Genomic DNA, 20015 nt, shown 5'->3' with positions numbered 1-20015 from the left:
GTATTAAATAACTGATCTAAATTTTGCGCCGGAAAAATGGCTTAGTTTGAGGCGTAAGTTGATGTAAATGGTTGTTCCCTATACGAAACTTACAACGAAAAAATAAGTTGTTTTAACAAGTAAAATAGATCAGTTACTTACTATGATTGGTATAATGGGCTTCAAAAGATGAAGCCTGCTATACTTAATTTAATTACGAAATATCCTTAGGAATACAGATGTCTGCAGAGTTGCAACGTAACAATCCACTACATGGTTTAAAAACAGAAACCATGTTAACTGAACTCGTTGAGTTTTATGGCTGGAAAATTTTATTTGCCGCAACACGTTTCAAGTGTTTTGATGTTAATCCAACCATCAAAGGCAGCTTGAAGTTTTTACAAAAACAAGAATGGGCAAGACTGAAGCTAGAAAGCTTCTATTTGTATCGTTTTAAACGTATGCCAAAACCAAATGACGTTGAGTTTAACCTGAATCCACGTGAGCGTGGTTTTGAGCATGGCATAGTGCCATTGTCGCCGATGAAGTTAACAATTGAGTCAATTGAGTTGTCTCAAGCTAAGGCGGCTTCTGCTTTCCAAGAAAGACAGAATGAAAAGCGTCATAGTAATAATATGCGTCATCGAAAAGAGCAGGGTAGTAAACACCCAATGCGTGATGCAAAAGTTAAGTCTCAATCTACAACGTCAAGCAAGAATGAGCCGAAATACGACCCAAGCAATCCTTGGAATGTATAATCAATATCTAACAAAGTCGGTTGATAATCGACTTTGTTTTTCTATTTTTCATCCAATTGTCTTTTCAATAATAATATCTGTTTAATCAATTTAGACTTTTCTAGTTTCGCTAACTCAGTCACTTGTAATTCCGTATTCATTAAAGCTTGCATGTCAGCCTGATCATCGGCTAATGTTGTTTGCAATGAAGCTGAATTGAGTTGGGCTTTTAATTGTAGGTTTTCTTGTTGTGCTTGTTTAAGTTGTTGCTGTAAAGAGTGAATTGAGCGGTGACTTTCACTTTCTGCAAAAATTAATAGCTCTAAGGTAGCATTTAATGGTGCTTTTTTAGCTATTTTTTTAAGTTGGTCTCCGGCTTTTACTGACATGTTAAAGGTATAAAGCTTCTTACCGTTATCACTGTCCCTAGACTTCTTACTACGCCAGGCTTTAAACATTTTATTACGCAGTTCTCGGCCTTCAGCTGAAGTTTCTAATAGGTGACAGAAATTAATAAAGTCTCCTTCATCCATACTATCTACATCTAGTTGGTCACCATTTAATAGTGGAGTTAACAAAGCAGATTTAGGCATTAAATAGTGTTTCACCCAATGACGATTGAGATCATTCCATTCAAATCCGTTAGGTGTTTCTACTGTGACCATCTGCAGCTCCTTATGACATTTATATATCTTAATCTAAGCACACCACTATAAGCATAAAGCGAATGAAAATAAAGTAGCGTAATGAGGTAGTTATCGGATTAAAGAGATTTATATCTAACGCTTTTATTGTGCTTGTTAAAATAGCGTATTCAAGGTGCTTAGTATTACGAGGATAACGCATTAGCGATAACAGAAGAGAGTGTTGTGACTAAGTGGTGTTAGTATGTGGCTTTGAGGCTTCGTAACTAAATCAGAAAAGTGCCTATCGATATATCAACACAACCATCTGATTTAGTTATCTAGTTTAAGTTATTTGATGTCGTTATTAATTAACCAAATTTTAAACTGTTTCTTTTGCTCTGCAGTGGCTGCTTTATATTGTTCAATTAAGCTATTAGTCGTGATTTTAGTCACTGTACCTTCGGTTACTTGTAAATTATTTTTTTGGTTATATTGTCCAACCAGCCCTTCAATATCGGCATAAGGCGCAAAACCATCACCATGTAATTGATCCGATGTTTCTACCTGATATTCACCTGCATCGTTTTCAACAAACCAATCTAATTCAGTTGATATTTTTTGTTCCGCTTGTGCAAAGCTGAGTAACTTATTGGTAGAGATTTCTGTGTCGCCATCAACAGTAATATTAAACACATAAGGTCTACTTTGAAGTAAACGTTCATCTCTGAAAGAGTTTGAATATCTGACAACAACCTGATGCGTGCCGTCTGTTACTTCCATTGAGTTATCTGTAAAAAAAGAGCTTTTTACCTTTGCGCCATCAACGGCCATTAACTCTAGGTCGCTATGGGTAACGATTTCACCCGAAAATGCAAAAGGGCTGATGGCAAGTGACAAAATTAATCCTGTGAATCTCATATGTTTTCCTAACTTAATATAGTTGATTACCCGAATATGACAGATCAGTAACGATTTTGGTATCGTGATAAATGATTTATGTCCATAAAACGACAATAAAATGAATTGAATGTATAAATTTCAAACTAATTAAAGTAAACCATTCACTACACTCATTATTAAAACGAATTTGTGATGAAATATAAAGGAGTTATGTTTCAATTAGACGATCCTTTACTTAAAAATGTTGTAATAGTTGGTATCACCTACTTTGTATAGGAAAAGAGAGTAGGAATATATTGGTTTAGCACTAATTCGTTTCCAATTAACTTATGAAAGATATGCTTAGAAAGTGGTAATTATCTAATAAAACTAAAATCCTAGTATAGATAGAGAAAAGGTAAGATTTATTATTATCTAACAAGTAATACAAATGTTTTTTTGGGGAGAATCGCTGAATGAGTGCATCATAAAAGTAAAGCGTGTCAAAACTAAAAAGAGGCTGTTAATAGCCTCTTTTGCAGGGAGTAAATAAAGCGAACTTTACTCTGGATTGTCAGCAATAAATTGTTCAGCTTTTTTAACCATCTCAGCACTACCGCACATGAAAGGTACACGTTGATGTAACTCTGTAGGGTTAATTTCCATAATACGTTGGGTGCCTGTGCTGGCGATACCACCTGATTGTTCAGCTAAGAAAGCAATCGGGTTACATTCATATAATAAACGTAACTTACCTTCAGGAGCTTGGGCCGTAGAAGGGTACATAAATATGCCACCTTTTAATAAGTTACGGTGGAAGTCTGCAACTAAAGAACCGATGTAACGAGAAGTGTATGGACGGTTATCTTCAGGGACAATTTCTTGGCAGTATTTAATGTATTTCTTAATGCCTAACGGGAATTTTAGGTAGTTACCTTCATTGATCGAGTAACATTTCCCAGTTGTTGGCTGCTGCATATTCTCGTGTGATAAATAGAATACACCCAGTGACGGGTCACAGGTAAAGCCATGAACTCCATTACCAGTAGTATATACAAGCATGGTTGAAGAGCCGTAAATAACATAGCCTGCAGCAACTTGTTTAATACCAGGTTGCAAGAAATCTTCTAAAGTCACTGGCGTACCGACAGGGCTAATACGTTTATAAATTGAAAAAATAGTACCAACAGACACATTTACATCAATATTAGTAGAGCCATCTAATGGGTCCATTAATACAACATATTTACTATTTACTGCACGTTCGCTATCAAAACTTACATAATCATCTTCTTCTTCAGAAGCAATACCACATACTTCACCACGAGCTTCTAAAGCCTGTTTAAATTTATCATTTGCGTATAAATCGAGTTTTTGTTGTGTTTCACCTTGAATATTTTCTACGCCAGTGGCACCAATAATATTGGCAATCCCGGCCTTGTTGATCTCACGGTTAACTATTTTAGATGCTAAACGTATTGCACCTAATAACCCCGTTAATTCCCCACTAGCTTCTGGGAAATCATGTTGCTTTTCAATTATGTATTCGCCTAATGTGATCATATGCTCTCCAATAAGTTTGCCTTACAATTATAAGCTAACTAACAATTTTTGTTTGTCTAAAGGTGTGAGCTACCTCTGAATAATAACACTCAAGGTAGTATTGTATTACAAATAAAGGTTTGATGTTAATTTAATGGCTAGCGGTTTGTTTGTAAAGGTATATTTACTTTCTATCATTGTGATTAAATGATCCGTTGAGTTGCTTTAGCGTTTTTTAAAAATCTATTTATTACGCTATTATTAAACCTAATACCGTTCTTTAAACTTAATATCGCGTGCAGTTATTGGTGAATATGCAGTCATACCAATCACTCTAAGTAACTGATTTATTTTACTTGTGAAAATAACTGACTCCTTAGTTGTCATTTTAGTAAATAGAACAACTATTAAAGCATTAACATTTTTTGGTTAATTCTCCGATAGACTATTAACGAAGTTATCGTCGAAAGGCTTAAATTGCGCCTTGAACTAAGCCATGTTTCCTGCGCAAAATTTAGAACACTTATTTTATGTGATTGGTATAATTTTACTTGGAAGGTACTTGGGTTAAGTTTTCGGTGATAGGGAGTTAAAGTAGCCAGCATGAAGGGGATTTATGGTGTTATTATTGCGTACAAACTTAGCAATTAATGTCATCAATATGACGCATTAAAAAGCAAAGCTTTACAGCCTTTGCTTTTTAATAGATGAGGTTAATTATCTTGCTTTTCGTGTTTTATTCTTTGCTTTTCTGATAGCTGAAGGTTTATTTTCGGCTTTACGTTTTGCCATTAACTGATTACGTTCTTGTGTTGCTTTGTAACGGCTTTTTTTGAGTTTTTTCCCATCTTCTTGTACATCAATTGCACTATTAAACTCATAGCCTGGATACATAATCCGCTCGAATTTACGCCCAATTAAGGTTTCTATATTATCCAGAAATTGTTCATCTTTAGGGCTAACTAAAGAAACGGCATGGCCACTTTTACCCGCACGGCCAGTTCTGCCAATACGATGTACGTAATCTTCTGCTAAAAATGGTAGGTGGAAGTTAACGACATGCGGTAAATCAGGAATATCTAAACCACGTGCTGCTACATCGGTTGCAACTAAAACACGAACACTGCCTTCAGCAAACTGTTGAATCGCTTTATTACGTGCTCCTTGCGTTTTATCTCCATGGCATAAAGCGGTTTTGATACCATCAAGCTTTAGCTCTTTAGCAAGCATATTCGCGCTCTCTTTGGTGCCTGCAAATACAAGTACTTGTTTCCAGTTTTTAACACCAATTAGTTCTGATAATAGTTCACGTTTACGTGCTTCACTTACCCAATAGACCTGTTGTTTTACTTTACCCGATGTAGAGTTTTGTTTTGCTGTCTCAATATTTTTAGGCGTATGTAATATTTGATTAGCCAGTGTCTTTACTTTATTTGAGAAAGTAGCAGAGAACATCAAGGTTTGGTGTTTTTGTTTAATAATATCAGTGATTTGTTGTATGTCGGTTAAAAAGCCCATATCTAACATACGATCAGCTTCATCAAGTACTAAATGTTTGATGTGTGCTAAATCAACTTGTCTGGCATTAACATGTTCAATTAAACGCCCGGGTGTGGCCACTAATACATCAACACCTGTTTTTAACATTTGAGTTTGTGGAGACATATTTGCTCCACCCGTTACCACGCCTGATGTTAATGGTAAAAATTGACTGTATTGTTTGACATTTTCAGCAACCTGTAAGGCAAGTTCACGAGTAGGGGTAAGAATCAATACCTTAATGGTACGTGATGAGCCTATATTCTCAGGTTGGTTTTTTGCTATTATATCCAATAAAGGCAATGTGAAAGCGGCTGTTTTGCCTGTGCCTGTTTGGGCACTTGCTAAGACGTCATGACCAGATTTGATCAGTGGGATAGCCTGTTGTTGAATCGGCGTTAGTTTTGAATAACCACATGCTTTAACTGCCTTTAATAGATTTGCAGATAAACCTGCTGCATCAACACTCATATTTACATCCTAAATTAATACACTACAAAATAATCGCGCAGTATAACAAACTCTGTTTTGTAATGTTATGAAAAACACTGAACAATAGTATCTTAATAAAATCTGTAATAATGAGTTAACACCTTATCTGAAGAGGCATCTTAAGCTGCTGATAACATAGGTTTTTATATTGCTGTATCTACTGTACTATAGAAGCTAATAAAAATAGCTAACAAGGAACTACCATGCCTCAACTTATTGAATCGATTAAACCTGTTACTTTTTATGAAAAGGTCGAACAACAACATAGTTTTGTGCTGAATATACTTGCAGGATGGTGCCCTGATTGTATTGAGCAACAAGAAAACATCAGTGACTTTGTTGATGCATTAAGTAATAAGTTGCCTGTTTTACAATTATTAGCGCAACAGGATAAAGGTGTCTATGTAGACCAGGAGGCTGAAGCATTAGTAGAAGAACTCGGCGGCCATGGGTATCCGCGTACTGTGTTAGTGGTTGCTGGTAAAGTATTAAGTACAGATAATGTGGAAGTGATAGACTCACAAGATCTCATTAATCTTGCTATCAAATTTAATGCGTTATTAGTGGCGTAAAAAGGGGCCTTATGTGTTCAGCTACCTCATTCCCTGATGAAAAGAAAATGTCGGTCATCTTCCGTATGGAACCAGGCTCTCTGGGTCCTGATGGTGGCCAATACATTAAAGAATTTTGTGATTTTGCACAAACGCAACTTCAAGCCTGCGCGGCTTATTACATTAATTTTTTTATTGAACCAAGGTTTGATAAAACCTTAGCAGAGATGAGCTTTATTTTAGCCAATAAAAGCTTAAATCAACAACAGGTTGAAAAGTATTTAGACTTATTTGGTGAAGAGTATAGTCATTTTGAAGATCAGTTAGAAAGCAATTTAGAGGCGATCATCGACCAGTTCTTTGGTCGTTAAACTTTACATGGCTTCTTTAATTTAATGACGCTATGGCGTTTATTGAACATTGTATGTTAATAAGCGCCGTAGCAGTCGTCTATATCGCGTAGCCCATCTATATCGCGTAGCATAGTCGGGTAGTTATGTCGTTTATTGACTGTCTGATGGGAAAATAACAGCGGTTTGTTTACGCACTTCCTGAATCACCTGTGCCGTTTGTAAAGTACGTACTTCATAAACAGGGTTTATTTTCTTTTGGTTAATCTGCTCTGCAAAGGCTAAGGCTTCATAACACATACTATTATCAGACTGAGGTTGCGATAATGTCTGTTGATTTTGTCCTTTATTATCTTGGTACATAATATTAAAGCATTGTCCCACATGTTCTATCAATAAAGACCCTGACTCTCCTTGAATCTCACTCGCTTGGCTTGAACCAGATATTTTTGAGTGGTCGATAGTGACTGCAAAGTCTTGGTAACCTAGTATCACGCTACCACAGCCATCGACACCGGTTTCAAGTAAGGTTGCTTGTGCTTTAATAGTGTCAGGTTTACCAAACAAAGCACAGATTAATGCAACACAATAAAAGCCTATATCCATGATCGAGCCGTTACAAAACTCAGGGTAGAAGGTGTTTGGTTTATCACCTGCTAAATAGGCTGGGTATCTTGAAGAGTACTGGCAATACTGGATATGTGCTTTACGCACTTTACCTAAACGCGTTAAGTTGTTTTGAATCACTTTAAAGTTTGGTAAATGCGCTGTCATATACGCTTCAAAGAAGATCACATTGTTGTCTTTAGCGGTTTGATATAACTCTTGCGCCTGTTCTAAGCTAGAGCATGATGGCTTTTCACAGATTACATGTTTACCATGCGCTAACATCAATTTACTTTGCTCAAAATGCAGAGAGTTTGGGCTGGCAATGTAGACTGCATCGATCTCGGTTGATGTGGCTAAGCTTGCTAAATCATCAAAGGTAAAAGGGGCTTGATGCTGTTTAGCAAAACGTTCAGCTTTTTCTATATCACGCGAATATACACCCTGTAATTTCATTGCTTGTGCATGGTTTTCAGGCGGGTTATTTGTACCATCAATAAACTTTTCTGTTATCCAGTTTGTGCCAATCACTGCAAATTTAATCATTATTCAGTCCCATATAAAATTACTGTTAGTTGTGGTTATCGCCAATAAATTAAGGTTAACAATAAAATCGCATCGAACAAAGTAACAAAGTGTGATAAAAACACTGGCTAATTATCTGAACAATAAAAGAATAATCTAATGCCTTTATCTGCCAATCAACTTATCGACGACCTTGCATCAGCATGCAAAATCAAACCCTCTCAAGTAAAAAGTGCTATTGAGCTATTGGATGATGGTAATACTGTGCCATTTATTGCACGTTATAGAAAACATCTAACTGAATCATTAGATGACACTCAGTTGCGCCTGCTAGAAAGTAAGTTAATCTATTTCAGAGAGTTAGCTTCACGTAAAGAGAGTATTGTTAAAGCTATTGCACAGCAAGGTAAGTTAACTAGTGCATTAAAGCGTGAAATCGAATCGATCAAAGATAAAGTAACCTTAGAGCATTGTTATGCACCTTTTAAAACCTCTCGTGTCACTAAAGCAAAATTAGCGGAAGAGGCTGGATTAGCTGCTTTAGCAGAACAACTTTGGCAATCTCCAAAGCAAGATACAAGTTGGTTAGCTGGGCGTTTTATCAATGTGGCTAAAGGCTTTGAAAGCAAAGATAAGGTCATAGAAGGTGCATTAGCAATTGCCATTGATAAAATCACACAAGATGTGAAGTTACAGGGACTGTTAAAGGCACACTTAGTTGAGCAGGCGGAGCTGACTGCCACAGTGGTTAAATCTAAAATTGATGAAGCGATTAAGTTTAAAGATTATTTTGATTTCAAGGCGCGCTTAAATCGTTTGCCTGCCCACCGTGTTTTAGCTATGTTGCGAGGTAAAGCGGAAGGGTTTTTACGTTTAAAAATCAATGCAGACCCGTTTCAAAAAGATAAAAAAGCTTACAGCTACTGCCAAACTATCATAGCCAAACAGCTAGGGATCTATCTTGATAAACAAGACCATGATTCGTGGCACAGGTATGTGATTGAAAATGCTTGGCGTACCAAATTATTGCCTAGTTTAGAAAAACAGTGTTTGGTACAACTCAAAGAGCAAGCAGATGACGAGGCTATTGAACAGTTTGCAAATAACCTCAAAGCGTTATTGATGGCTTCACCTGCAGGCGCAAAAGTGACTTTAGGCTTAGATCCTGGTTTTAGAAGTGGTTGTAAACTAGCAGTCGTTGATCAAACGGGTAAATTATTAGCCACAGAAACGATTTATCCTCACCAACCACAAGCCCAATCTGATAAAGCAACGCAGGTGGTAAGTCGTTTAATTAAACACTATAAAGTGGAGTTAATTGCTATTGGTAATGGTACCGCCTCACGAGAAAGTGAGCAGTTTATTGCCAATATCATTAAAGATCTGCCCGTGGCTATTCAGGCTATTTCAGTGAGTGAAGCCGGCGCATCAGTTTATTCTGCTTCAGCGTTAGCTGCACAAGAGTTTCCACAGTTAGATGTGACCCTGCGTGGTGCGGTGTCGATTGCACGTAGATTGCAAGATCCATTATCAGAATTAGTTAAAATAGAAGCAAAAGCGATAGGTGTTGGGTTATACCAGCATGACGTTAATCAGACTGCGCTTGCTAATCGACTACAAGCAGTTGTTGAAGATTGTGTTAATAACGTTGGTGTTGATTTGAACACAGCGTCTAGTTGTGTGTTAGCTCATGTGGCTGGTTTAAATGTCACTTTAGCGACTAATATTGTGGCTTATCGAGAAGAAAACGGACGTTTCAACTCAAGACAAGCACTTAACAAAGTGCCTCGTTTAGGTGCTAAGGCTTTTCAGCAAGCGGCTGGGTTCTTAAGAGTTGTTGGTGGCGATAATTGTCTTGATCAAACAATTTTACATCCTGAGCAATACCCGCAAGCGAAACAGTTAGCCGCTTATAATAAACAAACATTAACCAAAATTGTTGTTGAAAAGCAAACCACTAACTTAAACTTACCACCCGCTAACGATGCACAAACGGTTGAACAATATAAAGCGATATTAGCCACCTTAACCTTAGCCCGACTCGACCCAAGGGAAGAGTTTAAAACAGCAGATTTTGCCCAATCAATTAATAAAATTGGTGATTTAGAGGAAGAGATGGAGTTACAGGGGGTAGTGACTAACGTTGCTAACTTCGGGGCTTTTGTTGATATCGGCGTACATCAAGATGGTTTGGTACATATTTCAATGTTAGCGGACCGTTTTGTTGATGACCCACATAAAGTGGTAAAAGTAGGGCAGATCGTTAATGTAAAAGTGGTTAGTGTTGAGGTACAACGCAAGCGTATCGCTTTAACCATGAAACAAGTTACTCAGCCTAATAGTTAAGTTGAGCGATATATGAAATTAAATAAAAGACTATTAACGCTTTCTGAGATGGTAAACGAGCATTACGATCTGGTTTGGGATTGTTGCTGTGATCATGGTTTATTAGGCTTTAAAATATTAGCTGACGGCGTCATAAAGGAACTGAATTTTGTAGATTTAGTCCCTGACATTACTAATAAACTAAAGCGAAAACTACAACAGCACGGGCATCACTTACCTAAAGATGCACAGTGGCAAGTGTTATGTCAGGATGTCAGTGAAATCGCACTGGCTAAGTTAGCTTCTCAACTACCTAACGATGCGCGACAATTAGTTATTATTAGTGGGATTGGTGGTGACTTAATCATTGAAATACTGAACAAACTTACCCCAAACTGCAGCGGCTTACACGTTGATTTTCTATTATGCCCCGTACAACATACCTATAAATTAAGAAAGAGATTAAGGGAATTACAGTTTAAATCAAAAGATGAACGTCTAGTGTTAGAAAATAATCGGGGTTATGAATTGATGTTAATAAGTCACTCCGCAGGACAAGCTATGAGCTTAACAGGTAGCGATATGATGTGGAAAAATAATCCTTTGGCCTCAGATTATCTTAACAAACTGATCGGTCATTATCAGCGTAGCTTACGAGCCAATCAGCGTGACCTGTTATACCAGTCAGCGTTAGACGATTATTGTCGTCTAAAAGAGCAATGCTGTTAACTTTATTAAGCAAAAAACGCCACATAATATATTATGTGGCTTTTTACTTTGGTTAAGCTAGATTTTTAGATGCTAGATGCTAGATGCTAGATGCTAGATACCTAGTGCTTGACCGCCACCAATTTGGATTGTCTCAGCAGTGATAAAGGCTGCGTCTTTACTGACTAAGAAAGAGATAACGCCAGAAACATCTTCAGGCTGACCTAAACGACCTAACATGATGCTATCTTTCCAAGAAGCGAATACTTCTGGTTTAGTTTCTTTGATTTGTGCGTGGAACGGCGTATCGATAGTACCTGGAGATACTGCATTTACGCGGATACCAGCAGGTGCTAATTCTTTAGCAAGTGCACGTGTTAGAGTATGTACCGCTGCTTTAGAGGTACCGTAAATACCAGCACCAGGGCCACCCGCATTCCAAGCTGCATTAGAAGTGTAGTTGATGATTGAACCACCTTCAGTTTTTTTCAAGAATGGAATCGCTGCACGAGAAACAAATACAGCACTATCAAGGTTAAGTGCCATTACAAAACGGTAAAATTCAGTTGTCATCTCTTCGATTGGACTACGACCGCCTAACCCACCAGCATTATTAACCACAACATCAATTTGACCATATTTATTACCAATTGCAGTGACGTTTTCTGTTACTGCAACATCATCAGTTACGTCAAAACCGTAGTACTCAGCTTCGATACCTTCAGCGTTAAGTTCAGCAACACGTGCTGCACCGACTTCATCTTCGATACCGTTCAATACTACTGTGTAACCATCTTGACCAAGGCGTTTAGCTACTTGGAAACCAATTCCACCAGTTGCACCAGTGATTAAAGCAATTTTTTTAGACATATTCATATTCTCATTGATTCGTTAATTGATCGTTATGCCAAAGGCACGAAGGAGGTGCTCAACAAGTTTATAAAGAAGTCCTTAATGTAATATTAAGGTTTGGTATTAAAGAAGAAATTGTTTCTATATACACAATGTCAGCTTGTTACTTTATAACCTTGGTGACCACCTTTAAAAAGTTAATTGATATAAAACATTTATTGTAAACAGATATCAATTTAAATTACGGTGTTATTGTATTACAAATAATGCGTTTGTAAAATTATTTATCAATCAATGTGGAGTGTCTTTTAATCTGGAATCACCTATATTCAGTGCGAGATTTTATCCGATTATATTAGCTGAATTCTGTTTGAACACTTATTTATTGGTGGGTTCACTTAAAATAAATTTATTTATATCATTGTTTTTATTCTATTTTTAAGTTTATTCTGTTTTTTTAATTTTATTGGTTTTGCAAAGTAATGCTCATTAACTTTATTTTATTTATAACTTGAGAGAATGATTTACAATCTATTTTGTATGATTTAATTAAGTGTAAAATTGTGATCAAGACCTCACCAGTTTATACCCTATTTGTTGTACATGAAGGCTGTAATGACACTTTTATTTGATATTTTAAGATTTTTTATCTGCTGTTCTCTTATACAATTGCATTAAATAAGAGATATAAATTTTGCGCAGGAAAAATGGCTTAGTTCAAGGCGTCATTTAAGCCTTTTGACGGTTAACTTGGTTAATAGCCTATCGGAGAATTAACCAAAAGAGGTTAATGCTTTATTAGTTGTTCTATTTGCGAAAATGACAACGAAGGAGTCAATTATTTTGACAGTAAAATAGATCAGTTACTTAGTGTGATTGGTATTAGTATGATGTGTAATACATTTTAAGTATGATGCCGCTCTATATTATTTTATCTACCTTTTTATTTAGAGATTGTTATGCAGTTATTAAAGCGCGTTGTTCACTCGTCGATCCCAGACACTAATTTAACCCCAGAACATCCAGAAAGTTTTACCCGCCTTGCTACGCGTGCGATTGTGTTTAAACAAGGAAAAATACTATTAATGTTTACTGAGCGTTATAATGATTACTCATTACCCGGTGGTGGTGTTGACCTTGGTGAGGAACTTATTGATGGATTGCAGCGCGAACTAGCTGAAGAAACAGGTGCACAACAGATCACTAATATTCAACCCTTTGGTTTATTTGAAGAGTATCGCCCACACAACAGCACAAAACATCAAGCTGAATGCTCTATTATGCATATGCTGTCCTATTGTTATACCTGTGAAATTGCTGAACAACTGGGCGAGAGTCAGTTAGAAGATTACGAGGTAAACAATGGTATGCGCGTATGTTGGGTGGATATTGATGAAGCGATTAAACATAACTTACATACCATTGAGCATGACCAAAAGCAGGGCTTATCTATTCAACGTGAAACCTATTTAATGCAGCAGATAAAACAGCGATTGCTGTAGTGTTAAAGTTGCTGATTCAGTAGACCTTGTTATAAGCATGCTCATAACTTATCTAGATTAGATAAAATACCTGATGCTTTTTCTCTAATAGCGATTTTTTGAGCATTATCTATTTTATCCCAATTACGTACGGGAAAAGACATTCTTGGATTTTTAGAAAATTTTTCATAATGCTGATCGATAAAGTTCCAATACAAACTATTAAGTGGGCAAGCATCTTCACTGACTTTTTCTTTTACTTTATAACGACAGTTTTTGCAGTAATCACTCATTTTATTAACGTAATTTCCGCTAGCAGCATAAGGCTTGGTAGCAATCCAGCCACCATCAGCGAATAGAGCCATACTGCGTGTGTTAGGTAATTCCACCCATTCGATAGCATCAATATAAATGCCTAAATACCATTCATCTACTTGATTAGGTGAAATTTCAGCTAATAGTGAAAAATTACCAGTGATCATTAATCGTTGAATATGATGCGCATAAGCATGCTCTAAAGATTGCGTAATAGCGCTCTTCAGACATTGCATTTTTGTTTTCCCATCCCAGAAGTATTGAGGGAGGTCGTTATTAGCAGATAGGAAATTTTGCTCTGAGTAATCTGGCATGTTAATCCAATACATACCTCTTACATACTCACGCCAACCTATGATCTGGCGAACAAAGCCTTCAATTTGGGGTAGGGTGATCACCCCTCGTGAATGAGTAAATGCATGTAATGCCGTTTGTACCACTTCCATAGGGTTAATCATTTTACAGTTTAAAGAAAAACTCAATCGAGAGTGGTATAAGCTCCAAGCATAAGGGGAGTTTACCGTCATCGCATCTTGGAAATTACCAAAGTTGGGTAATTGATGTTCACAAAAATAATGTAGTAGTTGTAATGATTGTTGGCGATTAATCGGGTAGTCGACTTGTTTCGATGATTCACCGATAGTCTTAATATTATGTGCCTGAATACGTGTTAAGTAAGATTCTGCTGGGTTATCAAAAATTAATGGGCATGGGATCTGTTTAAGATCCGTTGCATTAAATGATTGACGGTTATTTGAATCATAATTCCAAGCGCCTCCCTGTGGTTTACCTACTTCCATTAATATATCGAAGCGTTTACGCATAAACCGATAAAAGGTTTCCATACGAACATGTTTTTGGGGCGTAAAGTGTTCACGTAATTGCTCAAAGGGTAATAAAAAGTGCTCGGTGTCTTCTTCAAACAATGGCAAAGCAACTTGTTTTGCCATCTGCTGTAATTGGTCTCGTAAACGATATTCATCGGGTTGCTGATAATGGATAGCCTCACATTTGTATTGCACTGCTAATTGAGTGAGTAGATCAGGTAAGTCTTTATATTCCTCAGTCTCATCTAAAGTAAGGTAACACACTTGATGATCTTGCTGTTTTAAATAATCAGCAAAGTCGGCCATTGCGGCAAAGAAGGCGGTTATTTTTTTAATATGATGTTTTGTATAGTCTGCTTCTTGCTTCAATTCTGCAATGACATAAATAACATCATTATCAACTTGCTGAAACCAACTGTGTAAGGGGTTAAGTTGATCGCCTAATATCAATCTAAGCTGTTTTGCTTTCATCGTTTTTCCTTTCACATTGTTTTTGTATCGTTTACATAGGAATCAGTTTGATTGCTCTCTTTTTGGCGACGGCATCGCTCAGAGCAATAACGTACATGATCCCAATTACGTTGCCATTTTTTGCGCCAATTAAATGGTTTGTTACATGTCATGCAAACTTTGCTCGGTAAAAAAGGTTTTTTATGCATTTGACTGTTTACTCATGCTGGATGTGGAACGACGTTTTCGAACATGTTTAGCCACAATACGTTTACCTTCTTGGCGAGTGTCCAAACGTTGACGGAAACCCCATAATAAATCTCTTGCTATCTTGCCTGTCTCTTCTATATCGACCATTGGTTCAGGGTAGGTGTCACCAATGACGAATTGATACAGCTGTTGTTCCATAGGAGAAAGTACCCAAGGTGTATGTATGATTTCTTTAGGAATTTCCGATAGCTGTGGTAACCATTGTTTTATAAATTCGCCATCGGGATCTTTTTCCTGTGATTGTTTTACCGGGTTGTAAACACGAATAGTATTAGTACCAGTAACACCTGATTGCATTTGGAATTGTGGATAATGAATACCCGGCTCGAAATCAAGAAATAACCTGGCTAAATAAGTAACTCCTAAACGCCAATCAACGAGTAAATGATGGCATAAAAAACTGACTAACATGGCACGCATTCTAAAGTTGATATAACCTGTTTTGATTAAACACAACATGCAAGCATCAACCAGTGGATAACCGGTTTGAGCATTTTTCCAACGCGATAGTCTCGTCTCTATCGATAAGCCACAGTGTTGTTCTGGATAATGGAGATGATGGTAAGCTTTGTTAACATGTTGCCATTGCATTTGATGTTCACTTTCAAACTTTTGAATAAAATGACAGTGCCAATGTAAGCGTGAAGCTAAGCCATCAATGGGTTTCTTCCAACCAAGTTCAGGACGTTTTTGCAAAATAGCTTGATAACACTGTTTTAAACTAATATTTCCCCAAGCTAGGTAAGGTGATAAACGAGAACAACTTTTACGACTTGCTAAGGGCTTACCAATATTAAAGTGGTAATCTTTTCCACGCCCTGCAAGAAATGAGTTAAGTATTTTGTGAGCCCATTGTTCCCCGCCGGTTAGCATCAAAGGGTCAGGTATTAGCCAAGTATTGGGTAAGCTTGCTTGTGGTAATGCTGCAATTTGGTCATTTGTTAATAAATCCTGTTCAGAAAGCCTTGGGGACGCGAATTCTCCATTGATGACTTTTCGCCACTGTGTATCCCAACCTTGTCTATCTTTTTTCGCGCGTACGACTGCACCCGTCGGTGTTTCATGCCACTGAACTTGCTGTCGTTGACACCAGGCTTTGATCTGTTTATCTCGTTTAAAGGTAACCAATAACCCGGTTTCTTCATGACTGAATAACTGTTTAATATTAAATTGTTGTTGAATTGACTCCAAACCTGCTTGGGTGTCACCATAAAACAGATAAACTTGCGTGTTAAACCTCGCGAGTTGCCGGTTTAAATCTTGTATGGATTGCCATACAAAGCGCCAATGACGAAGGTCATAATGCGGATCATTGACTAAGCAAGGTTCAAATACGTAAAACAGTAGGGTTAAACCAGACTCCACAGCAGAGGCTAATGGTTGATGATCGCTTAACCTTAAATCTCGCTTTAACCAAACTACGTTAATCGCTGGTTGTGCTTTGCTTAAAACCTTATTCATGGTTAATGCACTGGCCAGTCATCTGCTGACACAGAATCTAAAGTGGTGGTGTGTTGTTCAGCATTCTCTAGCCAAATCTCTTGGTATTCGCCATCCGGGTCATGCTGCTGTGTTTGTTTGTCTAAGTTAAAATGTCGACCTCCACGTGGGTCAACACCTACGCCGGCGATATATTGCCAATTTCCCCAGTTAATCGCAGCATCATAATCTATTAAATGTTGTTCAAACCATGCAGCACCGTATCGCCAATCGATACTTAATTCATTGACTAAACAGCTGGCGACTATTTGTCTTCCACGATTACTTAAATAGCCGGTTTCGCGCAATTCATTAATGCAAGCGTTTACTAAAGGAAAAGGGGTGTTGGCGTTGCACCACTTTTTAAAGCGCTCTGGGTAAAAAGAGGTTAACGGTGATGTCTTAGCTAGTCCCTTAAACTGATATAACTTATCTTGGATTTTATAATGTAACCATTGAAAGTACTCGCGCCATAGTAATTCATGATAAAGGCTTCGTGTTGATGCACTTTCACCATGTAACTGTTCAAATTCATTAATACTACCCATGACTTGTCTGACAGATATAAAACCATAATTCAGCCACGCTGATAATTTGCTACTACTATCCCAACCATCAAGCTTGTTTCTGACCTCTTTGTATCTTGCTGGAGCTGAGCATGAGAAGTATTGCTGAAGTTGTTCAAACCCCGCTTGTTCACCACCAGTAAAATGGTAACCAGACCGTTTATGGTCTTTGTTAATCTGCTTTGTGATCTGTTGTTCAATCACCGTTTCACCCCAACAGTGGTGGCAGTCAGCTAATTCTTGGTCAAATTGAGGCGGTAATGCAAAAACTGTTGCTTGTTCAATGCTTGAAGCAAGAGCTGAAACCGCTTTTCTGAATTTAGAGTAACTTGCAGGTAAATCTGCTAATGCAAAAGGTAAGGCTTGTTCTGTGAACAGTGTGAATTGTTCTACCAGATGCAAATTTGTAGTTGGTTGAAGTTGTTGTAACTTAGCTGTGATGTCTCGCTCATAGCTGCCAGGCCTTTTAGTGATGATCAGGTCGGTAATGGCATATTGTTCACAAATGGCATTAAGTGAGGTGACACTATCCCCATAGATAATATGCAAATGTTGACCAAGCTTTTGTAAATTACTACTTAACGCTTGTAAGCCTTCTAGCAAAAAACGTAAACGAAGTTCACCCATTGCAAGGGCTTGCTGTTGGTTAACTTGGAACCATGAAGAGTCAATGATAGCAACACAAATCAGTTGTTCACTTTGACTGGCTAAAGTCAGTGCTAAGTTATCATTAATACGTAGATCTTTGTTTGCCCAATATAATGTACGTTGCATCTATATCATTCCATAAATACAAAATTAATACGGGAAATAAAGGGATTAGGATCAATCAATTAACTGAGCTATATCGCTCAGTTAATTGATTGAAGTAGGGGAAAAGATTAAGGTCAAGAAGACAAAATGGATTAAGTCGATTGAATTGCTTGATTACGTCCGGTTTCTTTTGCTTGGTATAAGGCAATATCCGCACGTTTTAATATCTCATCAATCTCTTCACCGTAAAAATCACGTTGTGCAGTGCCTATAGATAGCGTGATATAGATATCTTTATCGTCTGTGACTGAAATGGGTGTATTGGCCATTTTGACACAGATTTGTTGTGAAAGTTGTAGCGCTTGTTGAGCATTCAAATTCGCCACTAAGATGACAAACTCTTCACCACCCAAACGAGCTAATACGACTTGCTCTGGTAGTGCGGCTCTTAGGGTGATTGCAATTGATTTTAAAACTTCATCACCAATATCATGGCCGTAAACATCATTCACTTTTTTAAAGTGATCAGCGTCTAACATCATCACTGATATAGCTTGTTCAGTTTGTAAATATTGCTCTGCTTCTTGGAAAAAATGACGTCGGTTGCTTATTCCGGTTAATACATCCGTATTAGCAATGTAAGCAAGGCGATTTTCTAATTCGATACGCTCTGTGATATCAAAAGCAGAAGTACGGGCGATGGCAAAATGTCCTTTCTCTAAAATAGAGGTCGCAGACGTGGATACAAAGAAAGTATGGCTGTCTTTGCATTGTATCTCTAATACGACACCTTCAATTGTATTATCCATTTGAAGTTGTGCCAGGAAACGCTCAAATGTTGTCACGCTAGCGGAGGTTAAAAAGTCCGTAAAAGGTTTACCTATCACTTCTTCTCGTTGATAACCAAGCCAACTTAATTCTGTGTTGTTGATTTTGAGAATAATCCCTTGATTGTCTAGGCTGTGATATCCACAAGGTGCGTTTTCATAGAGATCATTTAGTTCTTCTTTAATGATACCATCATACTGGATCTCTTTGCGTTTCTGTTCAGTGATAAACAGCAGTAATAATAAAATCGCTGCGGTACCGATATAAAGTAATACAATGGCATAGTTAGCGATATCTGTATTGAAGATAGAGTGCTCATTAATAGTTTCATTAGGCAAGAAAATCACTAATTTCCAATCAGTAATTTGTTTAGATCGTTCAACCACTGTTAAATTAACATTGTGTTCATTTTGAAACATGCCAATGCTATCTAGGTTGAATGGCTTGACAGAAACATAGCGAAATATGCCTGATTTAGAATGATAGATACCGTCATCATGTTGACTAACGGTCGGCCAAGCTTTGGGGTATAAGTCTTTAAACTGTTGATCTACATCATCAAGGCTTGCTCCCCACTCATTACTTCGGTTGTGATTGCTTAACCAGTAACCTTGCGGATCGATCAACATCCCTTGACCACTAATTCGTAACTCCATTTGCTTCCGGAAATCCTCAAGTAACTCGTTGGCAAAATAGTTCATTACCATAATCCCGACTTTGTTACCCTTTGCATTAAATATAGGTGTAGCAAAACGGACTACTGGTTTATAGGGGAGTTCGACTTGCCCATGCTCCATATTGAGTTCCATAGCTGAAACATAGACTTGACCTTTTTTGAGCTTGATACTTTCTTGAAAATATGAAGAATTTTTTTTGTTTTGTAGGTTTTGTTTTTTTACTATAGCGGGTTGCCCATTATTATAATTCATTCTGATACGCTCATTACCTTGCATATCGATTAAACGAATTTGATCGTAACGATTAAAAGTAACAGCTAGGTTAATGAACAAGTTTTCTAAACCTTGACGACTGATTGGACTGCCATACTCTAAAAAATTAGCTAAAACGTTAGCGCGCGAGCTCATCTGCAGCACCATCAATTGCATTTGCATCTCTTTTTGAAGTACTTGTTTGGTAGAAGCCACAAAAGCTTCTTCTTGAGCTAACATTCCTTTCGCTATATTTTGTGTATATTGTTGATGAATATAAGTTAATGACAAGGTTATTAAGATCGCTAATAATGCATAACTCCAAACGAAACGCTTAATAATAACGGGCCATATTGAGGTCAAATGTAGTTCCGATGTTGAGGGAAGTTGCTTTAATGTCATAGGT

The 20015-nt window shown here is 37.4% G+C and carries 16 protein-coding genes and 1 pseudogene; 6 read left to right on the top strand and 11 right to left on the bottom strand.

The genetic code is table 11. The features are described from left to right. Nucleotides 1-218: 218 nt before the first annotated feature. The gene (locus DS885_RS04205) at nucleotides 219-737 is read left to right on the top strand and encodes a VF530 family DNA-binding protein (RefSeq protein WP_113818157.1); all 519 of its coding nucleotides are present in this window, start codon (nucleotides 219-221) and stop codon (nucleotides 735-737) included. Nucleotides 738-778: 41 nt separating this feature from the next. Here DS885_RS04205 and DS885_RS04200 read toward each other — a convergent pair whose 3' ends face one another. The 4 genes from DS885_RS04200 to DS885_RS04185 form a co-directional block, all read right to left on the bottom strand. Continuing rightward, a complete protein-coding gene (locus DS885_RS04200) occupies nucleotides 779-1381 on the bottom strand; it encodes a hypothetical protein (protein ID WP_113818156.1) in 603 nt (200 codons plus the stop codon). 309 nt (nucleotides 1382-1690) lie between these two features. Then, a complete protein-coding gene (locus DS885_RS04195) occupies nucleotides 1691-2260 on the bottom strand; it encodes a DUF2057 family protein (protein WP_113818155.1) in 570 nt (189 codons plus the stop codon). A 522-nt stretch (nucleotides 2261-2782) separates the two neighbouring features. Beyond that, a complete protein-coding gene (fbp, locus tag DS885_RS04190; RefSeq protein ID WP_113818154.1) occupies nucleotides 2783-3784 on the bottom strand; it encodes a class 1 fructose-bisphosphatase in 1002 nt (333 codons plus the stop codon). Between the two features lie 696 nt (nucleotides 3785-4480). Continuing rightward, entirely contained in the window at nucleotides 4481-5773 is a 1293-nt protein-coding gene (locus DS885_RS04185) for a DEAD/DEAH box helicase (RefSeq protein WP_113818153.1), read from the bottom strand. Between the two features lie 224 nt (nucleotides 5774-5997). Here DS885_RS04185 and DS885_RS04180 point away from each other — a divergent pair, with 224 nt between their 5' ends. Next, nucleotides 5998-6366, top strand: coding sequence for a periplasmic thioredoxin of cytochrome c-type biogenesis (locus DS885_RS04180; RefSeq protein ID WP_113818152.1), 369 nt, complete (start codon nucleotides 5998-6000; stop codon nucleotides 6364-6366). An 11-nt stretch (nucleotides 6367-6377) separates the two neighbouring features. Continuing rightward, a complete protein-coding gene (locus DS885_RS04175) occupies nucleotides 6378-6716 on the top strand; it encodes a hypothetical protein (RefSeq protein WP_113818151.1) in 339 nt (112 codons plus the stop codon). A gap of 132 nt (nucleotides 6717-6848) precedes the next feature. Here the strand turns inward: DS885_RS04175 and DS885_RS04170 are convergent, their stop codons facing one another. Next, nucleotides 6849-7847, bottom strand: a complete 999-nt coding sequence (locus DS885_RS04170) for a Gfo/Idh/MocA family protein (protein ID WP_113818150.1) — start codon at nucleotides 7845-7847, stop codon at nucleotides 6849-6851. A 138-nt stretch (nucleotides 7848-7985) separates the two neighbouring features. Between DS885_RS04170 and DS885_RS04165 the strand changes: the two genes are divergently transcribed. Both DS885_RS04165 and DS885_RS04160 read left to right on the top strand, forming a co-directional pair. Continuing rightward, a complete protein-coding gene (locus tag DS885_RS04165) occupies nucleotides 7986-10172 on the top strand; it encodes a Tex-like N-terminal domain-containing protein (RefSeq protein WP_113818149.1) in 2187 nt (728 codons plus the stop codon). 12 nt (nucleotides 10173-10184) lie between these two features. Then, a complete protein-coding gene (locus DS885_RS04160) occupies nucleotides 10185-10880 on the top strand; it encodes a tRNA (adenine(22)-N(1))-methyltransferase TrmK (protein ID WP_113818148.1) in 696 nt (231 codons plus the stop codon). Nucleotides 10881-10973: 93 nt separating this feature from the next. Here DS885_RS04160 and DS885_RS04155 read toward each other — a convergent pair whose 3' ends face one another. After that, nucleotides 10974-11729, bottom strand: coding sequence for an SDR family NAD(P)-dependent oxidoreductase (locus tag DS885_RS04155; RefSeq protein WP_113818147.1), 756 nt, complete (start codon nucleotides 11727-11729; stop codon nucleotides 10974-10976). Between the two features lie 941 nt (nucleotides 11730-12670). Between DS885_RS04155 and DS885_RS04150 the strand changes: the two genes are divergently transcribed. Then, nucleotides 12671-13213, top strand: coding sequence for an NUDIX hydrolase (locus DS885_RS04150; protein WP_113818146.1), 543 nt, complete (start codon nucleotides 12671-12673; stop codon nucleotides 13211-13213). Between the two features lie 41 nt (nucleotides 13214-13254). Here the strand turns inward: DS885_RS04150 and DS885_RS04145 are convergent, their stop codons facing one another. From DS885_RS04145 to DS885_RS04125, 5 genes and pseudogenes are all read right to left on the bottom strand, one after another. Then, the gene (locus tag DS885_RS04145) at nucleotides 13255-14805 is read right to left on the bottom strand and encodes a cryptochrome/photolyase family protein (protein WP_113818145.1); all 1551 of its coding nucleotides are present in this window, start codon (nucleotides 14803-14805) and stop codon (nucleotides 13255-13257) included. A 56-nt stretch (nucleotides 14806-14861) separates the two neighbouring features. Beyond that, nucleotides 14862-14993 (bottom strand): annotated as a pseudogene (locus DS885_RS04140) (DUF2256 domain-containing protein); the annotation flags it as partial. After that, complete coding sequence (locus DS885_RS04135; RefSeq protein WP_113818143.1) at nucleotides 14986-16515, bottom strand: cryptochrome/deoxyribodipyrimidine photo-lyase family protein; 1530 nt, start codon at nucleotides 16513-16515, stop codon at nucleotides 14986-14988. The pseudogene DS885_RS04140 and the gene DS885_RS04135, both read right to left, overlap by 8 nt. A gap of 2 nt (nucleotides 16516-16517) precedes the next feature. Beyond that, nucleotides 16518-17873 (bottom strand): DASH family cryptochrome, encoded by a 1356-nt coding sequence (locus DS885_RS04130; RefSeq protein ID WP_113818142.1) that lies wholly within the window; start codon nucleotides 17871-17873, stop codon nucleotides 16518-16520. Nucleotides 17874-18004: 131 nt separating this feature from the next. Then, a complete protein-coding gene (locus DS885_RS04125) occupies nucleotides 18005-20011 on the bottom strand; it encodes a sensor domain-containing diguanylate cyclase (RefSeq protein ID WP_113818141.1) in 2007 nt (668 codons plus the stop codon). Nucleotides 20012-20015: the final 4 nt, after the last annotated feature.

The sequence above is a fragment of the Psychromonas sp. B3M02 genome (assembly GCF_003318165.1).
GTDB lineage: Bacteria > Pseudomonadota > Gammaproteobacteria > Enterobacterales > Psychromonadaceae > Psychromonas.
Note: the sequence above shows the minus strand (reverse complement) of the source record. Positions and strands in the feature narration are given on the sequence as shown.